General features: G+C 62.3%; 21 protein-coding genes. 17 read left to right on the forward strand and 4 right to left on the reverse strand.

The annotated features are described in order from the left end of the window. Positions 1–44 precede the first annotated feature (44 nt). The 6 genes from rpsM to truA all read left to right on the forward strand — a co-directional run bounded on the left by rpsM (position 45) and on the right by truA (position 4,120). Positions 45–419 carry a 30S ribosomal protein S13 gene (gene rpsM, locus AOT96_RS19850; RefSeq protein ID WP_003940834.1) on the forward strand — a complete coding sequence of 125 codons (375 nt, stop codon included), beginning with the start codon at positions 45–47 and terminating at the stop codon, positions 417–419. Next, a complete protein-coding gene (rpsK, locus tag AOT96_RS19855) occupies positions 419–832 on the forward strand; it encodes a 30S ribosomal protein S11 (RefSeq protein ID WP_003940683.1) in 414 nt (137 codons plus the stop codon). The genes rpsM and rpsK overlap by 1 nt, the downstream gene beginning before the upstream one ends. A gap of 22 nt (positions 833–854) precedes the next feature. Continuing rightward, positions 855–1,460, forward strand: a complete 606-nt coding sequence (rpsD, locus tag AOT96_RS19860; protein ID WP_003940769.1) for a 30S ribosomal protein S4 — start codon at positions 855–857, stop codon at positions 1,458–1,460. Positions 1,461–1,580: 120 nt separating this feature from the next. After that, a complete protein-coding gene (locus tag AOT96_RS19865; protein ID WP_003941016.1) occupies positions 1,581–2,642 on the forward strand; it encodes a DNA-directed RNA polymerase subunit alpha in 1,062 nt (353 codons plus the stop codon). A gap of 29 nt (positions 2,643–2,671) precedes the next feature. After that, positions 2,672–3,229, forward strand: coding sequence for a 50S ribosomal protein L17 (gene rplQ, locus AOT96_RS19870; RefSeq protein ID WP_003940748.1), 558 nt, complete (start codon positions 2,672–2,674; stop codon positions 3,227–3,229). A gap of 6 nt (positions 3,230–3,235) precedes the next feature. Then, the gene (gene truA, locus AOT96_RS19875) at positions 3,236–4,120 is read left to right on the forward strand and encodes a tRNA pseudouridine(38-40) synthase TruA (RefSeq protein WP_019747557.1); all 885 of its coding nucleotides are present in this window, start codon (positions 3,236–3,238) and stop codon (positions 4,118–4,120) included. A gap of 57 nt (positions 4,121–4,177) precedes the next feature. Here truA and AOT96_RS19880 read toward each other — a convergent pair whose 3' ends face one another. Beyond that, positions 4,178–5,320: an acyl-CoA dehydrogenase family protein gene (locus AOT96_RS19880; RefSeq protein ID WP_007728582.1), complete on the reverse strand. Its 1,143-nt coding sequence runs from the start codon at positions 5,318–5,320 to the stop codon at positions 4,178–4,180. A gap of 57 nt (positions 5,321–5,377) precedes the next feature. On the opposite strand from AOT96_RS19880, the gene AOT96_RS19885 reads away from it, so the two are divergent. Both AOT96_RS19885 and AOT96_RS19890 read left to right on the forward strand, forming a co-directional pair. Next, positions 5,378–5,956: a TetR/AcrR family transcriptional regulator gene (locus tag AOT96_RS19885; RefSeq protein ID WP_007728583.1), complete on the forward strand. Its 579-nt coding sequence runs from the start codon at positions 5,378–5,380 to the stop codon at positions 5,954–5,956. Between the two features lie 22 nt (positions 5,957–5,978). Then, positions 5,979–6,536 (forward strand): NADPH-dependent FMN reductase, encoded by a 558-nt coding sequence (locus AOT96_RS19890; protein ID WP_003940967.1) that lies wholly within the window; start codon positions 5,979–5,981, stop codon positions 6,534–6,536. Between the two features lie 16 nt (positions 6,537–6,552). On the opposite strand, the gene eccE is transcribed toward AOT96_RS19890, so the two are convergent. Next, positions 6,553–8,133 (reverse strand): type VII secretion protein EccE, encoded by a 1,581-nt coding sequence (gene eccE, locus AOT96_RS19895; RefSeq protein ID WP_231917239.1) that lies wholly within the window; start codon positions 8,131–8,133, stop codon positions 6,553–6,555. Positions 8,134–8,290: 157 nt separating this feature from the next. On the opposite strand from eccE, the gene eccB reads away from it, so the two are divergent. After that, positions 8,291–9,757, forward strand: coding sequence for a type VII secretion protein EccB (gene eccB / locus AOT96_RS19900; protein ID WP_083197649.1), 1,467 nt, complete (start codon positions 8,291–8,293; stop codon positions 9,755–9,757). Positions 9,758–9,771: 14 nt separating this feature from the next. Here eccB and mycP read toward each other — a convergent pair whose 3' ends face one another. Both mycP and eccD read right to left on the reverse strand, forming a co-directional pair. After that, positions 9,772–11,184 (reverse strand): type VII secretion-associated serine protease mycosin, encoded by a 1,413-nt coding sequence (gene mycP, locus AOT96_RS19905; protein WP_065352170.1) that lies wholly within the window; start codon positions 11,182–11,184, stop codon positions 9,772–9,774. A gap of 14 nt (positions 11,185–11,198) precedes the next feature. Next, a complete protein-coding gene (gene eccD / locus AOT96_RS19910; protein WP_065352879.1) occupies positions 11,199–12,665 on the reverse strand; it encodes a type VII secretion integral membrane protein EccD in 1,467 nt (488 codons plus the stop codon). 235 nt (positions 12,666–12,900) lie between these two features. On the opposite strand from eccD, the gene eccCa reads away from it, so the two are divergent. The 8 genes from eccCa to AOT96_RS19950 all read left to right on the forward strand — a co-directional run bounded on the left by eccCa (position 12,901) and on the right by AOT96_RS19950 (position 22,436). After that, entirely contained in the window at positions 12,901–16,905 is a 4,005-nt protein-coding gene (gene eccCa / locus AOT96_RS19915) for a type VII secretion protein EccCa (protein ID WP_065352880.1), read from the forward strand. Positions 16,906–16,961: 56 nt separating this feature from the next. Continuing rightward, positions 16,962–18,404: a type VII secretion-associated protein gene (locus AOT96_RS19920; RefSeq protein ID WP_231917240.1), complete on the forward strand. Its 1,443-nt coding sequence runs from the start codon at positions 16,962–16,964 to the stop codon at positions 18,402–18,404. A 184-nt stretch (positions 18,405–18,588) separates the two neighbouring features. Then, positions 18,589–18,894, forward strand: coding sequence for a WXG100 family type VII secretion target (locus AOT96_RS19925; RefSeq protein ID WP_003940986.1), 306 nt, complete (start codon positions 18,589–18,591; stop codon positions 18,892–18,894). Positions 18,895–18,994: 100 nt separating this feature from the next. Next, positions 18,995–19,288, forward strand: a complete 294-nt coding sequence (locus AOT96_RS19930; protein ID WP_003940975.1) for a WXG100 family type VII secretion target — start codon at positions 18,995–18,997, stop codon at positions 19,286–19,288. 290 nt (positions 19,289–19,578) lie between these two features. After that, a complete protein-coding gene (rplM, locus tag AOT96_RS19935) occupies positions 19,579–20,022 on the forward strand; it encodes a 50S ribosomal protein L13 (protein ID WP_003940842.1) in 444 nt (147 codons plus the stop codon). After that, complete coding sequence (rpsI, locus tag AOT96_RS19940; protein ID WP_007728596.1) at positions 20,019–20,528, forward strand: 30S ribosomal protein S9; 510 nt, start codon at positions 20,019–20,021, stop codon at positions 20,526–20,528. The genes rplM and rpsI overlap by 4 nt, the downstream gene beginning before the upstream one ends. A 154-nt stretch (positions 20,529–20,682) precedes the next feature. Beyond that, positions 20,683–22,020 (forward strand): phosphoglucosamine mutase, encoded by a 1,338-nt coding sequence (gene glmM / locus AOT96_RS19945; RefSeq protein ID WP_065352171.1) that lies wholly within the window; start codon positions 20,683–20,685, stop codon positions 22,018–22,020. A 110-nt stretch (positions 22,021–22,130) separates the two neighbouring features. After that, positions 22,131–22,436, forward strand: coding sequence for a hypothetical protein (locus tag AOT96_RS19950; RefSeq protein ID WP_007728600.1), 306 nt, complete (start codon positions 22,131–22,133; stop codon positions 22,434–22,436). Positions 22,437–22,453: the final 17 nt, after the last annotated feature.

The following is a 22,453-nucleotide window of genomic DNA, read 5'->3' on the forward strand; positions in this document are numbered from 1 at the left end:
AGGGCTGGGAGCAGACCTCCGCACACCGATAAGGAAATGCCACCATGGCACGTCTCTCTGGTGTTGATCTTCCTCGCGAAAAGCGCATGGAGATCGCACTGACATACATCTACGGCATCGGCCGTACCCGCTCCAAGGAAATCCTTGACGCCACCGGCGTCAGCCCGGATCTCCGGAGCAAGGACCTCTCGGACGAGGACCTGGCAAAGCTCCGCGAGTACATCGAGGAGTCGCTCAAGGTCGAGGGTGACCTTCGCCGCGAGGTTCAGGCCGACATCCGTCGCAAGATCGAGATCGGCTGCTACCAGGGCCTGCGCCACCGTCGTGGTCTGCCCGTGCGTGGTCAGCGCACCAAGACCAACGCCCGTACCCGTAAGGGTCCGAAGCGCACCATTGCCGGCAAGAAGAAGGCGAAGTAATGCCCCCGAAGTCACGTAGCACCGGTCCGAAGAAGACCCAGAAGACGCGTCGCAGGGATAAGAAGAACATCCCGCACGGCGCCGCTCATATCAAGAGCACCTTCAACAACACCATCGTGTCCATCACGGACCCCGCCGGAAATGTCATTTCCTGGGCGTCTTCGGGACACGTCGGCTTCAAGGGTTCGCGTAAGTCGACTCCCTTCGCCGCTCAGCTTGCTGCTGAGAGCGCTGCCCGTAAGGCGCAGGAGCACGGTGTCAAGAAGGTTGACGTCTTCGTCAAGGGACCGGGATCCGGTCGCGAGACCGCAATCCGTTCCCTCCAGGCCGCTGGCCTCGAGGTCGGCACCATTTCCGATGTAACCCCCCAGCCGCACAACGGCTGCCGTCCGCCCAAGCGGCGTCGGGTATAGCGGGAAGGATAGGTAGAAGAAAATGGCACGTTATACCGGACCCATCACCCGCAAGTCGCGTCGTCTGCGCGTCGACCTCGTTGGAGGCGACCAGGCATTCGAGCGTCGCCCGTACCCGCCCGGACAGCACGGCCGCGCGCGTATCAAGGAGAGCGAGTACCTGCTCCAGCTGCAGGAGAAGCAGAAGGCTCGCTTCACCTACGGCGTCATGGAGAAGCAGTTCCGCCTGTACTACAAGGAGGCGAACAACCGCCCCGGCAAGACCGGCGAGAACCTGCTTCGCATCCTCGAGTCGCGTCTCGACAACGTCGTGTACCGCGCAGGCCTCGCTCGCACGCGCCGTCAGGCACGTCAGCTGGTCACGCACGGTCACCTTCTCGTGAACAACAAGAAGGTCGACATCCCGAGCTACCGCGTCTCGCAGTACGACATCATCGATGTCAAGGAGAAGTCGCTCTCCACGCTTCCGTTCCAGGTTGCGCGTGAGACCGTCGGCGATCGCCCGGTTCCCGGGTGGCTGCAGGTTGTCGGCTCGCGTCTGCGGATCCTGGTTCACCAGCTTCCCGAGCGCGCGCAGATCGACATCGCTCTGCAGGAACAGCTCATCGTCGAGTACTACTCGAAGTAAGGCGCTTCGCACCCCGTGAGTGGTTGAGGAGTCTCCGGACTCCTCAACCACTCACAGGGCCGCAGGCCCTTTCCCATCGTGGGCGTCAAATAGTGGACGTCCGTACAGGAGGAAATACCAATGCTCATTTCTCAGCGACCCACGCTGACCGAAGAGGTCATCGCTGATAACCGCTCGAAGTTCGTCATCGAGCCCCTGGAGCCAGGTTTCGGGTACACGCTCGGCAATTCGCTGCGCCGCACGCTGCTCTCGTCGATCCCCGGCGCTGCTGTCACCAGCATCCGTATCGACGGCGTTCTCCACGAGTTCACCACCGTCCCGGGCGTGAAGGAAGATGTCACCGACATCATCCTGAACCTCAAGGGCCTCGTCGTGAACTCCGAAGAGGACGAGCCGGTCACCATGTACGTCCGCAAGCAGGGCCCCGGCGCTGTTACTGCGGGCGACATCGTGCCCCCGGCAGGCGTCACCGTGAACAACCCTGATCTGCACATCGCCACCCTGAACGACAAGGGAAAGCTGGAGATCGAGCTCGTAGTCGAGCGCGGTCGTGGCTATGTCCCCGCCGTTCAGAACAAGGCGTCCGGCGCAGAGATCGGCCGTATCCCGGTCGACTCGATCTACTCGCCGGTGCTCAAGGTCACCTACAAGGTGGAGGCCACTCGCGTCGAACAGCGCACCGACTTCGATCGGCTCGTTCTCGACGTGGAAACGAAGAACTCCATCACCGCACGGGACGCGCTCGCTTCGGCGGGCAAGACCCTGGTTGAGCTCTTCGGCCTGGCCCGTGAGCTGAACGTCGAAGCAGAAGGAATCGAGATCGGACCCTCGCCTGCCGAGGCCGATCACATCGCTTCCTTCGGACTCCCCATCGAGGATCTGGACCTCACGGTCCGCTCCTACAACTGCCTCAAGCGCGAAGGTGTTCACACCGTCGGTGAGCTTGTCGGCCGTACCGAGTCCGATCTGCTCGACATCCGCAACTTCGGACAGAAGTCCATCGACGAGGTCAAGGTCAAGCTGCATTCGCTCGGCCTGTCCCTCAAGGACAGCCCCGCATCCTTCGATCCCACCACCGTTGCCGGCTACGACGCCGCCACCGGAACGTGGAGTGACACTGATGCCGGTTCCTTCGGCGATGCCGAAGGTACCGAGGACTACGCCGAGACCGAACAGCTGTAGCAGCTCAGGTCCTTTACTAGGAGATCATCATGCCCAAGCCCAAGAAGGGTGCCCGCTTCGGCGGGTCGGCTTCCCACCAGAAGGCGATTTTCGCCAATCTGGCTACCGCGCTCTTCGAGCACGGTCGCATCACCACCACCGAGTCCAAGGCCAAGGCATTGCGCCCCTACGCCGAGAAGCTCGTCACGCACGCAAAGGCCGGCACGCTGGCTCACCGTCGTGAGGTGCTGAAGGTCATCCGCAACAAGGATGTCGTTCACACCCTGTTCGCCGAGATCGGCCCGTTTTACGCGGACCGTAACGGTGGATACACCCGCATCATCAAGACGATCCCCCGCAAGGGTGATAACGCTCCGATGGCAATCATCGAGCTCGTCAAGGAAAAGACCGTCACCTCCGAGGCTGACCGCGCTCGTCGCGTCAAGTCCTCGCAGGAAGCTCCCGCCGCAGAGAACGTCGTCGAGGCCGTAGAGGCCGACGCGACCGAGGCTGAGGTCGAGAACGCTGACGCAGTCGTCGAGGCCATCGAGAACGAGACCGCAACTGCGGCCGACGCTCCCGAGGCCGAAGAGGCCAAGAAGGACTAGTCTCCCTTGGTTTCGGCACACGCTGAATCGAACGAGCCCGCCGCCCCCATCGGGGACGGCGGGCTCGTTCGATTGCGGCTCGACATCTCCTACGACGGCACCGACTTCTCGGGTTGGGCCCGCCAGACCGATCTGCGCACCGTGTGCGGTGAGATCGAAGACAAGTTGGGAACGGTGCTTCGACGCCCGGTTCAGTTGACCGTTGCCGGTCGAACCGACGCCGGTGTCCACGCCACCGGTCAGGTAGCGCACGTCGACGTTCCGGGAGAGTTGCTCCCGGACGATCCGTCTCGACTCGTGCGCAGACTTGCACGATTTCTGCCCAAGGACGTTCGGGTCAAACAGATATCGGTGGTTCCGGGTGACTTCGATGCGCGCTTCTCCGCGATGCGACGTTATTACGAGTACCGGGTGACCAACGCGGCGTTCGGAGTGGAACCACTACGCGCACGCGACACCGTCTCGTATCCCAAACCACTCGATCTCGGAGCGATGCAGGAAGCGTCGAATCGGCTGCTGGGTCTGCACAACTTCGCGGCATTCTGCAAGCGTCGAGAAGGCGCTACGACGGTGCGGGAGCTGCAGCGTTTCGACTGGACCCAAGAGGGCACGGTGTTCACGGCGTACGTGAATGCTGACGCATTCTGCTGGTCGATGGTTCGCAGTCTCGTCGGCGCAGTCCTCTCCGTCGGTGAGGGACGGCGCACGGCCGCCTGGGTGGCAGGGTTGCTCGACGAAACGTCGCGATCCAGTTCCATCCTCGTTGCGCCGGCGCACGGACTTTCGTTGGTCCGCGTGGACTACCCCGACTACTCGGAACTGGCTGCCCGCAACGCGATTACCCGTGAGACCCGCGAGATTCCGTCTTCGGGTGGATGCTGCGGCGACTGAACATCACCATGCAAAATGCCCTCCCGCTCTGTGTGGGAGGGCATTCGTATCGGGGGGCTATCCCGCCAGTTGGCGCGCGATGACCAATCGCTGAATCTGGTTGGTGCCCTCGAAGATCTGCGTGATCTTGGCCTCGCGCATGTAGCGCTCGACGGGGAAGTCCTGGGTGTATCCGTACCCACCGAATACCTGAACGGCGTCGGTGGTGACCTTCATTGCCGCGTCGGTGGCCACGAGCTTGGCGACGCTCGCGTTGCGTGAATACGGAACTCCGGCGTCGCGGCGGCGGGCTGCATCGAGGTAGGTGGCTCGCGCGGAGTCGACTGCGGCAGCCATGTCCGCGAGCACGAAACCGAGTCCCTGGTGATCGATGATCCGCTTGCCGAATGCCTTGCGCTCCTTCGCGTAAGCGACCGCGTCGTCGAGCGCGCCTTGAGCGATTCCGACGGCAACGGCAGCGATTCCGAGTCGGCCGGAGTCGAGAGCGCTGAAGGCAATCGGCAGCCCCTGGCCGCGCTGACCGATCAATCGCTCCTCAGGAATGAAGGCGTCGTCGTAGTTCGCGGAGGCAGTGGGGACCGCGCGTAGCCCCATCTTCTCTTCGGGTTTTCCGAAGCTGAGGCCTTCGGTGTCCTTGTCCACCAGGAGGCAGGAGACGCCGCGTGAACCGTCGTCACTGGTGCGTGCGAAGAGGTTGTAGAAGTCCGCCTTGCCGCCGTTGGTGATCCAGGCTTTCGAACCGTTGACGCGGTAGCCACCGTCGGTGGGCGTCGCCTTGCACGACAACGCGGCGGCGTCGGATCCGGCCTGCGCTTCGGAAAGGCTGTACGCGCCGATGGTGTTGCCGCCCAGCATGTCCGGTAGCCAGCGGTTCTTCTGTTCGTCGGTGCCGAAGGTGAACAGCGGGAAGCACGACAGGCTGTGCACGCTCACCGCCACTGCAACCGCTGCCCAGCGTGAGGCGATCTCTTCGAGCACTTGGAGATACACCTCGTACGGCTGATCGCCGCCGCCGAACTCCTCGGGATACGGAAGGCTCAGCAGACCCGCCTGTCCGAGTGCGGGGAACACTCCGTCTGGATACTTCTCGGCCTTCTCGTATTCGTTGACCTTGGGCGCGAGTACCTTGTCCGCGACATCACGCGTCAGTTCGATGAGATCGCGAGCTTCTTGGCTGGGCATCAGGCGTTCGACGGGCACGGTCGGCTCCTAGCTAGGTAATAGTACTGAGAACGATACTGCAGTACTGTTGTAGGTATGGCAAGGCTGGTTCACAAGACGACTGCGCGCAGGGCAGAGTTGTTCGATCAACTGGTCGAACTGTTCTTGAGCGAGGGTTTCGCCCACCTCACGCTCGACGAGATCTCAGCTCGTCTGCACTGCTCCAAGAGCACCTTGTACACCGTGGCGGCCGGCAAAGAGGATCTGGTGCGGGCTGTGACAGTGCACTTCTTCCGGGCGGCGACCGATGCAGTGGAGAGTGCAGTCGCCGCCGAAACGGCCCCGCCTCGTCGAGTCGCGGTGTATCTCGAAGCAGTGGGTGATCGGCTGTCCGCGGCGTCCAGTCAGTTCATGGAAGACCTGGCCGAATCGGTGTCGGCGAGCCAGGTCTACGAGAAGAACACGTCGATCGCTGCTGATCGTGTGCGATCGCTCATCGTCGAGGGAGTCGATTCGGGCGCATTCCGGCAGGTACACGCATCATTTGTCGCCGATGCCGCTGCGGCGACGATGGTTCGGATCCAGCAACGCGCGGTCTACCGGGCAACTGGTCTGGACGATGCCAGCGCTTATCGGGAACTGGCAGCACTTATCACGGACGGGATCACTGCGTGATCAGTCGCTAGCATCGACGTTCATGGCACCTTTGAACGTCGAAGTCATCGTAGGTTCGGTCCGCGAGGGGCGAATGGGACGAGCAGTGGCGGACTGGTTTGTCGAGCGCGCAACCGCGAACCCGTCGTGGAACGTATCGGTGATCGACCTCAGAGAGCTGTCGTTGCCCCAGGATTTCTCGGATTCACCTGCCACGGAGGTTTTCCGCCGGCGAATCGGGCGCGCCGACGCTGTTGTCGCCGTGACCTCCGAATACAACCACGGGTATCCGGCTGCTCTCAAGACCGCATTCGATTCGGTGAAACACGAGTGGCGTGCCAAGCCGATCGGATTCGTGTCCTACGGCGGGATTTCAGGTGGTGTTCGGGCCGTCGAGCAACTGAGGCAAGTGGTGGCGGAGTTGCACATGGTCTCGGTGCGTCAAAGCGTGACCATCCACCGGGTGCGTAAGCAATTCGGACACGAGCCGTACGGCGTCGATTCGATTGCGATCGATGCAAGCGAGAAGATGATTCGTGAATTGGATTGGTGGGGAAGCGGATTGCGGATGCAACGTGCAAGTGATCCCTATCCCGGCTGATCTTGGACATACGCGATCACGCCATCTGGTGAGCGTCGCCGGCTCGTGGACGGCCGATGAACGATGTCTCGGAAGCGATGGTCACCAGAGTCAGGTCGACGCGTGTACGGCCGGTTTCGACCGTGATCTTGTCACCGAGTGCGAATGGCTGGACTATCGAGATTTCAGGGTCGACCCGAGGCCATTGGCGTGGATGTCCGTACACATAGATTGCGGTCACGTCGGCACGCGGAGATAACCCCTCGACGCCGTCGAACACGACAGTGTTGAAGGCGCCCTCAGGCCCACCGCCCTGCCCGGACACGCGGAGTCGGTCAGGCACTCCCATCGAGTCGGTGAGCGCGGTCCACGCTTGCGGTCGATCGGTGTGGACGAGTACCAGTGCGCCGGTCGCGATGGCTCGAAAGATCAACTGCTGAGCCAGATAGAGTTCGCCGGCGACAAGAACGGTGTTGACGCCCGGCCCCGAAATTCTGGCCGCGACACCGTGCCCGTTTCGGTCCGAGCCGATGAGTTGGCCGCACCCGGCAAGGGGTAGAGCGAGTGAGTCGAGTGTGCCCCCGTCCATGCGAACGCCCGGCGTGATGCCGTCCAGCGCGGCCAATGCGGTTGGCAAATTGGTCAGCAATCCGTCGCGCTGGCGCCCACGTAGCGAGACCAAACCGGCCAGCGGTGCGTTCTCAGGTGGATTGCGCGTGGTGAAGCGACATGTCGCACTGACCTTCGCCTCTCCGCGTTGTCCGGTGGGTCGTAACCGAATTGTCACGGACGTCCCGACCGTTGCCACTGCCCACACTTGGGTCAGGGTCGCAGTGGTGATGAAACGGGGTTCGATCCCAAATCCGACGTTGGACACGCCAGGCAAGGGGGTACTTCGCCACGTTTCGGTGACCTCGTGGCCGGCCACTCCTCTTGTCACCTGGGCAGTGGACGACGCGATCTCCGGTGCGGTCAGGATCCGCGCCTTGCACCCCGCTGAATCGAGCACCCGGATGACACGATTGGCGGCAACAGCTATCGCGCGGCCGGCGCCCTGTTCGCCCCCGCCCCGGCGTTCGACTGCTGCACCACCCTCCAGCGCGTCGAAACGTAGTGCAAGCCAAACACTTCTGGTGGCGGTGGCTGGTAGTGGTCCGATGAGACGTTCGTAGACTTCGGTGGCCGGCGTTCCCGACGCGGCGCGGTATCCGTGACTGACGATGTCGATGCCGGTGAGTGAGATGTCGTGCTGATAGAGACAATTGGCGAGGGCTGCCGTGGGCAGAAGGTGGGAAGCGTCGAACGAATGACGGCCGATCCTGGTCAGGTAGTCGCGTGGGGGAGCGATCTCGACGACAGCGACGAGCGAAGATCCGTCCACTCGGAGCCCGATGGACTGCTCGGAGGGAGTGTGAAAACTGACGATCGTGCTGCGGTCGACGTCCTTGCGGTGCAGATAGCGAAAGTACCTGACAATCCAGGACATTACCGACCAACCGCCCACATGAAGCAGCATTGATCCGGCAACCACACAACCGATTGCCAGCGCCCAGAACCAATCGAGCCCACTGGCCATCGCGATTCCGCCCGCACCGATTCCGAAAATCTGTGCCGGCACGAACTCGCGCGTCGAAATCCTGTGTGACGACGGCCAATGCTTCAACCGCGATCGGTCCACGGTTCCTCCCCGATACCTGACCTGCGAACTACCCGAAAATTTCCGCCCCAGCGGAACTGTACTGTGTCTTCGCAAGGGGATGTAAGGCACGGGGGGAATGATGGCTGCGACACCTACCACGCGCTGGCAGGTCAACGGGTACCGATTCTTGGTCAGGCGGATGGAACATGCGCTGGTCAGACGAGACGTGCGGATGCTTCACGATCCGATGCGATCACAGTCGCGCGCGTTCACCGTCGGAATAGTCCTCGCTGCACTGGGATTGGCGGGTTGCGCTGTACTCGCTCTGTTTCGGCCACAGGACAGAATCGGCGATGCAGAGATCGTCGTTGCAAAGGAATCGGGCGCGATGTTCGTCGCCATGGAGGGTACGTTTCGCCCTGTGCTGAACTTGGCCTCCGCACGACTGATTCTGGGTTCGCCAGGAAAACCGGCAATAGTCAAGGCATCCGAGGTCGAGGCGAAACCCCGGGGCGCGCTCGTCGGCATTCCCGGCGCACCGTCCGCGCTGCCGGAATCGGCCGACCCTACCAACGCCGCGTGGACGGTGTGCGATTCCGTCGGATCCGACGGGAGAAGATCGTTGACGACTTCGGTCCTGGTCGGCTCGTCCAATGTCGGCGAAAACACGACATATCTGACGAATGACCGTGCATTCCTGGTGAAGTCGGGTTCCGATCACTTTCTCGTGTACGACGGGAAGCGAGCGGAAATCGATGTGGACGATCCGGCGATCATGCGGGCTTTGGGCCTGGAAGGAGCACAGGCGCGACCGATCAGTATCGGATTCCTCAATTCGATTCCCGAAGTTCCGCGCATCGAGGCTCCGCGAATCCGCCAACTGGGATCGGCGCCCCGGTTTCCTCTGCAGAACAAGACTGTCGGCTCCGTCATCCAGGTTTCGGTGGGTGCAGACCCGCAGTACTACGTGGTACTCGAGAACGGGATCCAGAAGATCGGTGCGGCGCTCGCCCAACTGATCTACTTCTCGGATTCGCAGGGCGCCACCGGGATCGCGAGCGTCACCCCTGATGCCATCAGTCGTATTCCCTCGGTGAGTGAGCTGGCCGTCGACTTGTTGCCGCGGGTGGTTCCGGAGATCGTCGATGATCACGGCGCACCTGTCGGCTGTCTGGAATGGGCTCCCTCACCTGCAGTCGAGGGCGCCGAAAGTAGTTCTGCAACGCTGAAACTTGTCGCTGGATTGCAGGTTCCGATCCCGGAGGGTGGCAAGTTGGTGTCCTTGGCGCAGGCGGACGGATCGGGTGACAATCTCGACAACGTCCATGTCGAACAGGGATTCGGCGGATTTGTTCAAGCGACCGGAATCGAGACGAACAGCACCAGGCGCGACGGAGTGTTCTACGTAGCCGATACCGGTGTGAAGTACGGCGTACCGGACGAAATCTCCGCTCGCGCGCTCGGATTGACGCGAACGCCTGATCGCGCGCCTTGGCAGATGCTCGACCTACTTGCATCAGGCCCCGCGCTCGAGAAGAGCAATGCACTGATAGCTCACGACGGAATCGCCCCCGATACAGCGCCGGCCGCTCCGGTGAACTGAACACTGCTGACGGTTCAGGGATCGATGTTCTGGCGTTCGGGAAGATGCCGACGAATTACTCGACGAAGAGGCATCGATGCCAACAGCGTCAGTAGAGCGAGGGTGCCGACCGTTCCGGCTCCGACGAGTGCCGTGTCGCGAGATCGGTTGTCGGGGGTCGGCGGCGTGGGTAGGGGATCGATCGACACCGACTGATGGTTGACCTTGACGCGTTCTCCTGGGGCCAATTCGCCCGTCACCGCCGCAAGTGGATCGATGACGCCGTGACCGACGTAGGGATTCCAACCCTGCGCCGGAGCGTGGGCGGTGGCTTCGATACGTTGCATGACCTGAAGCGCAGTCAGTTCCGGGTGAACCGACCGGACCAGTGCGGCGGTTGCCGCGACAAGGGGCGCAGCGAAACTGGTCCCGTTGAACGACTGTACGGCGCCGTCGGAGCCGTACACCCCGTTGGTCAGACCGGGCGACGTCGGGTGAAGTGAGGTGATTCCGGTGCCGGGCGCCGCCACGTCGACCCATGGACCGCCGAGGCTGAAGGAACTGGCGGCGCCATTGGGGTCTACCGACCCCACTGTGAGGACATAGTCGTCGTACCAAGCCGGACTGGCAATCGTCACAACCGAGTTCCATGGATCGGCCAGGGGATTGAGGGGATCCGGCGGCGGATTCTGGTTCTTGCAACCTCCGGATCCGACGTTCCCTGCAGCTGCGACGACTACGACGTTCTTCGCGATCGTGGCGTATTCGATTGCAGCGCCGAGTCGTTGGTCGCTGATCCCGTCCCCGGCAGGCTTGCAGGCGACTTCGGAGATGTTGATGACGCTTGCACCCATGTCCGCAGCGTGACGGACGGCCGATGCCATGGTGTCGACGTTTCCGTACCCGGATGAGTTCTCGGCTACAGCAGGGTCTTCGCGTTGGCCGGCCACCGAGAAGGCGGCACTGGACTGCCTGATCGAAATTATCTTTGCGTCAGGCGCAGCTCCGGAGAATCCGGAACCCTCGACTTGCTGGGCGGCGATGAGACCGGCCACGACAGTTCCGTGTGCGTCACAATCGTCGGTGCCGTCGGAGGTACCGACGTAATCACCGCCGCCGTCGAGCGATGGCAGCCGGGGATGTCTGCTGACACCGGTGTCGATGACAGCAATTCGCTGTCCTGCCCCTCTGGTGATCGGCCACACAGAATCGAATCCCAGATCTCGTTGAGAACGTGGAATGTCCGCACCGTCACCACCTGCCACGGCTGGGACGCACAGGGTTCGTTGTTCGGTGGGTTGTGGAGGTGCAGGCGGACCGTCCTCGGGCAGCATTGCAGGATCGATGGGGGAGGGAACCGCGCTCGATGCGCCACCTGCCCCGGCGAGAACGCTGAAGGCAACGATCACGAGACTGGCGCAGATGTTTGTTGCCCGTCGAATCACCATCGATCACCGATCGCTCAGAGGCCACGCATGAGCGCGAAGAGGCCACTGACCCAGCAGATCAGCGGAACGATTGCTGCAATCGCAGCGAGGTCCAACAGCTCGGCAGCGCGTCGCATCACGGGGCTGAATGTGTTCTGGGGGGCAAGGATTCCCAGAACCAGTGCCAGGAGGAGAACGGTCATCGTGATGGCGAAGACGACCAATGCATGGTCGCGATGGGTCCATGCCATGTCGCCCAGGAGAACGAGAATCACCGAGATGCCTGCCGCGATGAGTGGCACAGCCTGCTGTGCGCCCGCGTAGGTGCGCCCGCGAAACATCAGCACGACGGCCGTCGCGAATGCGAGAGCAAGATTCGGCCAGACGATCCCCTGACCAGGCCAGGACCACGCGAGTGCGACGGCAGCGACGAGCGCGACCACTGACGTGGCCACGATCAGCCCGGTCAGATAGCTACGCGCCCGCCCTGCCCTTTCCGCCAACTCGGTCAGCCCGGGTAGTTCGGGTTCGGGCAGTCCGTCGCGGTCGTCGTCGAGGGGATTACTCGGCGTCGGAACAGGAGGAAGCGGTAGTCGCGCGAACAACATCGACAGTCGAGCGGTGAACGTGAGAACGATCAATGCGGCGGCAATCACCGCGCCGCTGACGGTCGCGGTGCGCGCCTCGGGAAGCGTGGTAGTGACGGCAAAGGTGCCCACCGCCGCGAGAAGGACGACGAGAAGTGCTGTGAAGACAGCTAATCCGGCGCCGCACAAGCGGAAGCAGATCAGAGTTACCGCAGCGGCAAATGCCGAACCGAGAAGCAGATGAGCCGAAAGAACAGTGCCGGGCACGCAGAGTGCGCCGGAGACGAACGCCAGTGGCACCGAAGCGCATCCGAGCGTGACGGAACTTCCAGAGTCTCCGTACACCCGCGCTGCCACGACGGCGGCGACGGTGAGCACCAAAGACGTCACTCCGCCGCAGACGGCGCCGATCAGTCCCGTGTCGCCGAGGACCAGGGCGAGGGCCGCGACGAGCGCAGCGACGAGGGCGGCGGTCGAGCCGACAATGCGCGCGGTGACCGGAGTCCAGCGTCGGTAGACGTCCGCATCCGTGGCCGCGACGGTGTACATGATGTCGTCGAAGAGTGGGGGCGGGGCAGCGGTGTCCGAGGCCTCGAGTACGAGCAATTCTCCATCGCGGATTCCGTGCTCGTGCAGCGACAGCGTCGGTGCCAGCGGTGCCCTGCCGACTTTCGACAGAGTCCAGTCGACGGGCTCGAATTGTTCGGTGGTGTGGTCGAACTCGTTGAAATTGCTGTGGTTGACAATTGTGTCCACAATGCCCGGAATGACCACGGTGAGTGGAACACGAAGCGGCACCGCAAGATCCACCTGCGAATGGGCTGAAAGTACCGTCAACCTGCACAGTTCGGCAGAATGACTCGCGCCTCGTCCGTTTCCGGTGTTCGCAGCGCTGGTTGTAGTGGTGCTGGTCAAGATCTGTCCCCTCCCATGACGCGATTCCCCCTTCGCGTCACCCCAGTTCACCCGAACAATACGACATGAACTGCGCGCCTGTATCGGAGACAGCGCCGACAACAGGTGGCACCGACCCGAGTGTCGGTGTTGTGATCTACTCTCTTGCAATTGCGCGAGTACGCCTTGGGGGGCCGGCGGTAGTCGGACGAGGCGTCTGGCGGCAACAGCTGCAGCACCGATGGGGGTGGGTGAATTGAGCACTGTCAGATTTGCGCGTCGAGCACGCCGTGAATCGCCGCGCACACCGGGCGGCGAGGTGACGCTTCAGCCCCCACCGGAGATACCTCGCGTCACGCCGGGAAACCTACTGACCAAACTACTTCCGGTGATCATGGTGGTTGCCATGATCGGCATGGTGGCGCTGATGTTCTCTTCCGGCATGGCGCGCAATCCGATGTCCCTGCTGTTTCCGGTCATGATGATGGTGTCGATGCTCGGAATGCTCGCCGGGGGCGGTCGTAGCGGTGGAGCAAGAGCGTCCGAAGCGAACGAGGACCGCAAGGACTACCTCCGGTACCTGGATCAGATGCGTAGTGATGTTGCTGCGACGACTGGTGCGCAGCGTGCTGCTCTCGAGTGGAGCAATCCCGAGCCGTCGCTGCTCTGGACACTGGCCGGGACTGTGCGGATGTGGGAGCGTCAGATCACCGACTCGGACTACTGCCACGTTCGGGTAGGTCTGGGTACACAGCGATTGGCCACCAGACTCGTGTCTCCGGAGACCGGGCCGGTCGAGGATCTCGAACCCGTCGCTGCTGTCTCACTTCGGCGATTCGTCCGTGCACATTCGGTTGTGCAGGACCTGCCGACCGCCGTCTCGCTTCGCGGATTTGCTGCGATGTCCATCGAGGGGCAGAGAGATTCCGCTCGTGCGCTTGTCCGCTCGATGTTGATGCAGCTGTGCACATTCCACGGTCCGGACACGCTCCAAGTTGCGGTGGTGTGCGGTCCCGATACCGAATCCGAGTGGGAGTGGGTCAAGTGGCTCCCACACGTGCAACACCCGCAGTCTCAGGACGGCACCGGCACTGCACGCATGGTGTTCGGTTCGTATCTCGAATTCGAAAGTTCCCTCGGGGAACCGCTTTCGATGCGTGCTCGATTCGCTCGCAACACTCCAGCCAGTGCGGGCGTTCCGCATCTCGTGCTGGTCGTGGACGGTGGCTTACTCGAAGGTGACACCGGCCTGTTGTCCGAATCCGGGCTCGACTCGGTGACAGTCCTCGACCTGTGCGGGTTCTGCCCGCGGCTGGTGGCGACGCGTGGGTTGCGACTGGTCGTCGGTAGCGATCAGATCGGCGCGGTGAGCAGCGCAGGAGTTGAGAACTTTGCGAGGCCCGACGCTGCGACGACGAGCCTGGCGCAGGCGTTCGGGCGTCGCATCGCACCGTTCCGTGCGGCATCGCAGAATGCCGTCGACGCAGCTGACGACGACCGATCCATTCGGACGTGGAGCCAGATGTTGGGGATAGGAAACGTTGCGAGGTTCAATCCTGAGCATGGCTGGCTTCCACGTCAGGGGCGCGACCGACTCCGTGTGCCGATCGGTGTCGGACAAGACGGAAACCCCGTCGAACTGGATCTGAAGGAGTCGGCCGAGAACGGTATGGGTCCGCACGGGCTGTGTATCGGAGCCACCGGTTCTGGCAAGTCGGAGTTCCTGCGAACCTTGGTGCTCGGCCTGATCGCGACCCACTCTCCCAACGCACTGAACCTCGTCCTGATCGACTTCAAAGGTGGTGCAACCTTTCTCGGCCTCGAGGAGGCGCCGCATGTTGCTGCGATCATCACCAACCTTGCCGAGGAATTGGCGATGGTCGATCGTATGAAGGACGCGCTCGCCGGCGAAATGAATCGTCGACAAGAACTGTTGCGTGCGGCAGGAAACTTCGCAAACGTGTCCGATTACGAGAGGGCGAGGCTGGCCGGCGCTGCACTCGATCCGTTACCGGCACTCTTCGTGGTTGTCGACGAGTTTTCCGAACTGCTCAGTCAGCAGCCGGAATTTGCCGAATTGTTCGTGGCCATCGGGCGATTGGGCAGGTCACTTCACATTCACCTGCTGCTGGCCAGTCAGCGGCTCGACGAAGGAAAGCTTCGGGGTCTCGACAGCCATCTTTCGTATCGTGTCGGTTTGAAAACGTTCTCGGCGAACGAGTCTCGTTCCGTCCTCGGCGTTCCCGATGCTTATCACCTTCCGGGTACACCCGGTGCGGGATACCTGAAGTCCGATTCTGCTGAGATCGTTCGCTTCCAAGGTGCGTACGTGTCAGGCCCGTACGAGGGCGAGCGGATCGTGCCCACTCGATTCTCGGTCGATTCCCCCGTCGAACTGGCGCCGCTGCCGTTTATCGCGAAGCCCGTGATCGGACCAGAGGCCGTTGTCGTTCCCGTCGAGCCCGACGTCGTCGACATGGGTGAAATCGGTGACGATGCACGTACTCTCATGGGAGTCCTCGTAGACCGCATGCGCGGTCACGGTCCACGTGCGCATGAAGTGTGGCTCCCGCCGCTCGAGTCATCTCCGACGCTTGACCAGTTGTTGCCGCGGTGGGCGACCGGTGATCAACCTCGCGGAAATCTGAGCGCACCCTTCGGCATAGTCGACAGGCCGTTCGATCAGCGCCGCGATCTACTCGTCGCCGATCTCAACGGATCGACTGGCAACCTCGCGATTGTCGGCGGCCCGCAGTCGGGAAAGTCGACGGCGTTGCGCACGTTGATCTTGTCTCTGAGCATGACGCACACGCCGGAACAGATTCAGTTCTACTGCCTCGACTTCGGCGGTGGAACGCTCCTCGGATTGAAAGATCTGCCGCACGTCGGATCGGTGGCAAACCGCTTGGATTCCGACCGCGTCCGGCGCACAGTTGCCGAGGTACTCGGTGTGGTCGCCAAACGGGAGCGACTGTTTCGTGACCTCGGCATCGAATCGATGGCCGATTTCCGTAGATTGCGAACAGTTGATCCCGCCGGGGAAGGTGAGGCTGCGGGACTCCGAGAGGACCCGTACGGTGACGTCTTCCTCGTCGTCGACGGTTGGCCAAGCGTTCGTTCGGATTTCGAATCACTCGAGCCCCAGATCAACATGCTCGCCGGTCAAGGTTTGTCCTTCGGTGTACACGTGATCGTCACGACGTCGAGGTGGGCCGAGATCCGGCCGGCACTCAAGGATCAACTGGGTACTCGCATCGAACTTCGTTTGGGTGATCCGGGAGATTCGGATGCGGGTCGCCGGAAAGCCGGCCTGGTGCCGGAAGGTCGACCGGGTCGTGGCATCACTCGCGACGGACTCCACCTTCTCACCGGACTACCTCGAATCGACGGCCTACCGGGTAGTGAGAACTCGAGTACGGCTGTGGTGGCGACGGTCGAACGTATTGCAGCCATGTCGAATTCGCGTCCGGCACCCACCGTGCGGATGCTCCCGGATTCCTACTCGGCCGCAGAACTTCTCGAAGCTGTCGGGACCCGGTGGCCCTCACCGAGTGCGGCCGACGGTCGGTGCCTCACCGTGCCGATCGGGCTCTGTGAGACCGACCTCGCCCCGGTGTACATGGACTTCCGGGAACACCCGCACCTGTTGATATTCGGCGACACCGCGTGTGGGAAGACATCTCTCTTGCGTGGAATAGCCGAAGGGATCATCGCGTCGAACACACCGGCCCAGGCCAAGCTGATCATCGGTGACTATAGGCATTCCCTGCTGGGCGTGGTCGAAGGGAATCACCTCGGCGGGTACTCGGCGTCGTCGACGACCTTCGGTGAGTTGATGGTCGACTTGGCTCGGATCGTCGCTGCCAGAATGCCGAACGCCGAAACAACGCAGCAGCAATTGCGGGAACGGTCGTGGTGGAGTGGGCCGGAGATTTACGTACTGATCGACGACTACGACCTTGTGGCCACACCGAGTGGAAATCCGGTGGCGCCGTTGCTCGAGTACATTCCGCACTCCAAGGACATCGGTTTGCACCTGGTTATTGCCCGTCGTTCCGGTGGTGCGGCCAGAGCACTGTACGAGCCGGTCATTGCGAGAATTCGCGACATGGCGCCGGCCGGATTGATCATGAGCGGAAGCCGTGACGAGGGAAATCTCGTCGGCACTGTCCGCGCGTCGGCGATGCCGGCAGGCCGTGGGGTCTACGTTTCCCGCTCGCAAACCCAACTTGTCCAAGTTCCGTGGATACCACCGCTGTGACCGCTCCGTCCGCAGTGTCGGTCTCGTTACATTGGGGTGCATCGAATATCTGGGTCGTGTCGGGTCAACGCGAATTCTGTTGCAGTGCAGACCTCCGACGCGAACCGGCGTCGGGCCCCGGTGCGGCCGGCGAGAATGCGATCGATTACATCGACGACGATTATGTCGACGTGGATGGTCGGGTTGTCCCGACAGTCTTGGAGGTGGCCAGGCTGATCTCCAGTGCGATGGACGGGTGCGGAATCGTCGACGCAGACATTCTTCATCTCAGTCATCCCTCGGATTGGGGTGCCCCACGCAGGCGGCGATTGCTCGATGCCGCACGTCGAGTGGCGCACGACGTCGTACTCGTTCCGACGTCGATCGCGGCGGCGAGGTCGGCTCATACGGCTTGGCGATCGCGGTGTGTCGTCCTCGAACTGCGAGGCGGAACGGTGGTCGCTTCTGTTGTCGCTGAGGTCGACGGTGAACTCCGAATCGACGGAACACAAAGTTCGGAGATCGCAGACGTTGCGGGGTTGTTTTCCGCAATCGGGGATCTATCGGTTCGGGACGCTGTGGTGTTGGTCGGGCCGAGCTCTCATGCTGTTGCGGCTTCGCTCGAACGGGGGTCGACGAATGTTCACGGCCACGCGAGCATCCGAATTCTGGACGAGAGCCGGGTGGCTGCGTCTCTGGTGGATCCTCAGACGCTCGTTCGCCAGACAACCGCGCGGGACAGTTCGGGACGAATTGTCGACAATTCGGCTTTCGGCGCCGGGTGGGTAGGCGATACGGATGGCGCGAAGTCGATTTCTGGCGCGGACTCGAATGCCTCTTCGCCGCGTCGCGTCGGCGGGCGGCGAAGAGGCCGTCGATGGTTCGCGGCGGCGCTTGCGGTGGTCGCCGTCGCCGGTGCGGTCGCAGCAACGGTCGTGGTGTCCACTCGCGATCGAGGCGATTCTCGGTTGGCGGGGTCGGTCGCAGCCACGGCGGAAGTCGAAGTCGAGATCGTGGAGGCGTCGAAAGAGCAGGAAACGCCTGCGCCGAAGACTTCGATCTCGTCGATCGAGTCCGGGGCCACGCCGGAACTTACTCGTGTGGACGTGGGAAGCGTTGCGGCAGAATTGCCTTCCGATTGGAAGCTTCTGTCGCGAGGGACCTCGAGCGGGCGTACCGATTTGGTACCCGGTTCGGGTGCGGATCGCAAGATCGTGGTCATCGAGAAACGTCTTGCGGAAGGTGTGGGATTCGATTCCGTCGAAGCTGTTTTGCGTCAGCAGTTTTCGACGTTCGAGGACCCCTTGCGGTTCGCAGAGTTTGCTGTGCTCGACGATGCCGCAGGAAAACGGGCAGTGGTGTACGTCGAGTTTCCGGACGATTTCTCCGAGGTGCGTTGGCGCGTGTACGTCGACAACGGACGGCAAGTGAGTATCGGCTGCCAGTATCTGGTCGGTGAGTGGGGCAGTCTCGAAGCGGACTGCCTGCGGATGTGGCAGTCGGTCGAATTCACACCGTGACCGGATCGGTCGGTTCTGAAAATATTCTTCGGTCGGGCCGGAACCGTTGGTACGAAGGTCGCGTCAAAGTATGTGTAGCGCACATCAGGGAGTTCCGCTCGACCCCGGTGCACATCCGACGGACAAAGCCCGTTGTGTGTGATCGCCGATACCGAACGGTACTCACCGAATCCAGGGGGACGACATGGGCTTTACCGCAACTACCGCTGAATTGATCGATTCGGCGGGGACCATCGACGGACATCTCGGTGACATCAGGGGGCTGGTCAACGCTGTTCGGTCGGAGGCCGACGCTTCGCACAATTCGTGGAACGGTGCGGCGCAGGTCGAATACGCAGGAATCATGGAGCGATACAACAGCGCGGCCCTGAAGTTGGACACAGCTCTGACCGACATCTGCGAGCAGATCAAACAGGCCGCGGGAACCTTCGACTCGACCGAAGACGACAACGTCAGCTCGCTTCGCGGCGCGACGGTGAACATGTCCTGACCGCCAGCTCTTCATCGTCCGATCAAGCAATCCTCAGCCAGTAGTTCTCACAAGTTAGTTCTCACAAGTTCTCTCCAGTCACACCGAACCGGGAGCAGTTATGTCCGACAGGATCAAGTACGACTTCGGCGGCCTCGCAATGCTGTCCGATCAGATGAAACAGCAGGCCAAAGCGATCAACGACAAACAGGGCGACATCAAGGTTGTCGTGGACAAGCTGCAAGCAGGCTGGGAAGGGGCAGGTTCCGAAGCGTGGAACGACGCACAGCGTCGCTGGGCCCAGGCTTCCGAAGAACTGAACATGGTTCTCGCGCAGATCGCCGGAGCGACGGCGAGCGGCTCGGAGAAGATGCAGGAAGCTGATCGGATCGCCGCAAACGGGTTCGGTCGCTGACAACATCCCATGCCGTGATGACACCCCGCCTGCCCCGGTACCGTCAGGTTGCCGGGGCAGGCGCATGTCGATCGCTCGCATCGCTGTGCTGGACGATGATGCTGTTGGCAGGAATGGCTGCGCTTTGACCTGGCAGCGGGTAGACCGGTATCGTCTATCGGTGGCGTGCCGTAGGGCTCCGGCAGAAATGCGTGGAGACCGGCGGTTCTCGGGTCTCAACTGGCCGCCGAGGATCGTTTACGCGATACGCACATGGTCAGCAGTGGAATGAATTAAGACGAGGAAGATCTGTGTCTACGTACACCCCGAAGGCCGGAGATGTGACCCACACGTGGCACGTCATCGACGCCACTGACGTGGTGCTCGGCCGTCTTGCCGTTCAGGCAGCGAACTTGCTGCGTGGCAAGCACAAGCCCACCTACGCGCCGCACATCGACGGTGGTGACTTCGTTGTCATCATCAACGCAGAGAAGGTTGCCATCAGCGGCAACAAGCTGCAGGGCAAGAACGTTTACCACCACTCCGGATTCCCGGGTGGCCTGAAGTCCCGCACTGTCGGTGAGGTCCTCGACAGGACTCCCGATCGTCTCGTCGAGAAGGCCATTGTCGGCATGCTCCCCAAGACGAAGCTCGGCCGCGCAATGAGCAGCAAGCTCAAGGTTTACGCGGGCCCGAATCACCCCCACACCGCGCAGCAGCCGGTGCCGTTCGAGATCAAGCAGGTCGCACAGTGACATCGCCGGAAGAGCAGAACGTGTCCGAAGAGAACATCGAAGCAGTGGAAGAGCTTGTCTCTGACGCAGTCGAGGTCGTCGAAGAGGTTGCTGCAGCTACGCTCGCACCGATCGTCCTCGATCGCCCGGTCCAGACCGTCGGTCGCCGCAAGGAGGCTGTCGTTCGCGTCCGGATGGCTCCCGGTACCGGTCAGTTCAAGCTCAACGGTCGTACGTTGGAGGACTACTTCCCCAACAAGGTTCACCAGCAGCTGATCAAGGCTCCGCTGGTGCTCGTCGAGCGTCCCGAGTCTTTCGACATCATTGCACTGCTGCACGGTGGCGGCCCGTCCGGTCAGGCAGGCGCACTGCGTCTGGCTATCGCGCGCGCACTCATCGAGGTAACCCCTGATGATCGTCCGGCCCTCAAGCGTGCAGGCTTCCTGACGCGTGACGCCCGCGCGGTCGAGCGTAAGAAGTACGGCCTGAAGAAGGCCCGTAAGGCATCGCAGTACTCCAAGCGCTGATGCTTTGCCGAGGTTGACCCGACGGGTCTGCTTCGGCACCTGTTCACCACAAGAGCGGGCGTCCATCGTTACCGGACGCTCGCTCTTGTGTTTCTCGGAGAAATTCCCTTCTCGAGTTCCCTTCTCGAGGTTCACAGGATTCAGGAGTCGTTCTATGGGTCGGTTGTTCGGTACTGACGGTGTTCGTGGACTTGCCAATTCGGATCTGACTGCAGATCTTGCATTGAGATTGGCAGTTGCCGCGGCGAGCGTACTGACAGCCGACACCTCGGACGCACGTCCGACCGCCGTGATCGGCCGCGATCCTCGCGCCAGCGGTGAGATGCTTCAAGCCGCGGTGACCGCAGGATTGAGTTCCGCGGGTGTCGACGTGCTCGACGTGGGTATTCTTCCGACTCCGGCAGTTGCATACTTGACGGCAAAGCTCGACGCCAGTCTCGGTGTCATGATCTCTGCATCGCATAATCCCATGCCGGACAACGGAATCAAGATTTTCGCAGCCGGTGGACACAAGCTCGATGATGCTGTCGAGGTGGCGATCGAGGATGCACTCGACGGCACTGCACCGCCCGTCCTACCGACAGGTGCCGGGATCGGCCGCGTCCGTACGGTCGACGACGCCGCTCAGCTGTACCTTGCGCATCTGGCGAGCGCGGCGAGCGAGCCACTCGCTGGACTCACCGTTGTGGTCGACTGCGCCAACGGCGCTGCTTCCGCGCTCGCACCGGTTGCCTACGCGGCAGCTGGCGCTCGCGTCATCGCGATCAGCGCCGATCCCGACGGCCTCAACATCAACGACGGCTGCGGATCGACGCACCTGGAGAATCTTCAGAAAGCCGTAGTCGATCACGGGGCGGACCTAGGCCTCGCGCACGACGGCGACGCCGACCGTTGCCTGGCCGTCGACGAGACCGGAGCGGTGGTCGACGGTGACGCGATCATGGCAGTTCTGGCGATCGCGATGAACGACGCCGGCGAGTTGGTCGAGAACACTCTCGTCGCGACTGTCATGAGCAATCTCGGTTTGCACATCGCGATGCGCGAGGCCGGTATCAACATCGTGACTGCTGCCGTAGGTGACCGCTACGTCTTAGAGGAACTGCGCGCGGGCGGATACAGCCTCGGCGGCGAGCAGTCAGGCCATGTCGTGTTGCCGGCGTTCGGCACCACGGGCGATGGGATTCTCACCGGCCTCCGGCTGCTCGGACGCATGGCTCGCACGGGTAAGTCGGCATCCGCGCTGGCCGCAACGATGACAACCCTCCCGCAAGTTCTGATCAACGTGAAGGTTGGGGACAAGGCGACAGTCGCAGCATCGCCGTCGGTACTCGCAGCAGTCGCGGACGCAGAGCGCGTCCTCGGTGACGGTGGTCGCGTGCTCCTGCGCCCGTCCGGGACAGAGCAACTGGTCCGCGTCATGGTCGAGGCCACCGAACTTCCGCTCGCGCAGAAGCTGGCCGACGAGTTGGCCGAGATCGTCGGTTCGGTTTAGCCCCTCATTACGCGTTCGCGTTTTGAGGGAACGTAATTGCGCCCTGCTGCGTCCAAGGAGTCAAAGGCCGCTCGACGTTCGAGTGGTTCCGTTGAAACTTGGGAGCGCTCGTGGATGTCGACCGCGCTGGAACAGATGAATTGGCACGCCAAGCGGTGTCGGTGGCCCAGGCTCTGCGCGATTCTGCCGAGCCGATCAGGCGTTTGCGATTCAGCGGTGCCGTTTCGGGCCGTGATTACGCCGAGCATGGAGCCGCGTTGGCGTCGGCATTGGCGGTCCTGAATTCTCGCTTGACTGGCCGTGCCGATCTTCTCGATGCGTTGGCGCGTCGGCTTTCCTCTTCGGCTGAGGTGATCGCTGAGGTGGACGGTCAGGGTGCGCAGCGATTGCGCGACTCCAGCGGGTCGGTCTCATGATACCGACGAGCGGTACC

It is taken from the genome of Rhodococcus sp. 008 (assembly GCF_001682295.1).
Classification (GTDB): Bacteria; Actinomycetota; Actinomycetes; order Mycobacteriales; family Mycobacteriaceae; genus Rhodococcus_F; species Rhodococcus_F qingshengii.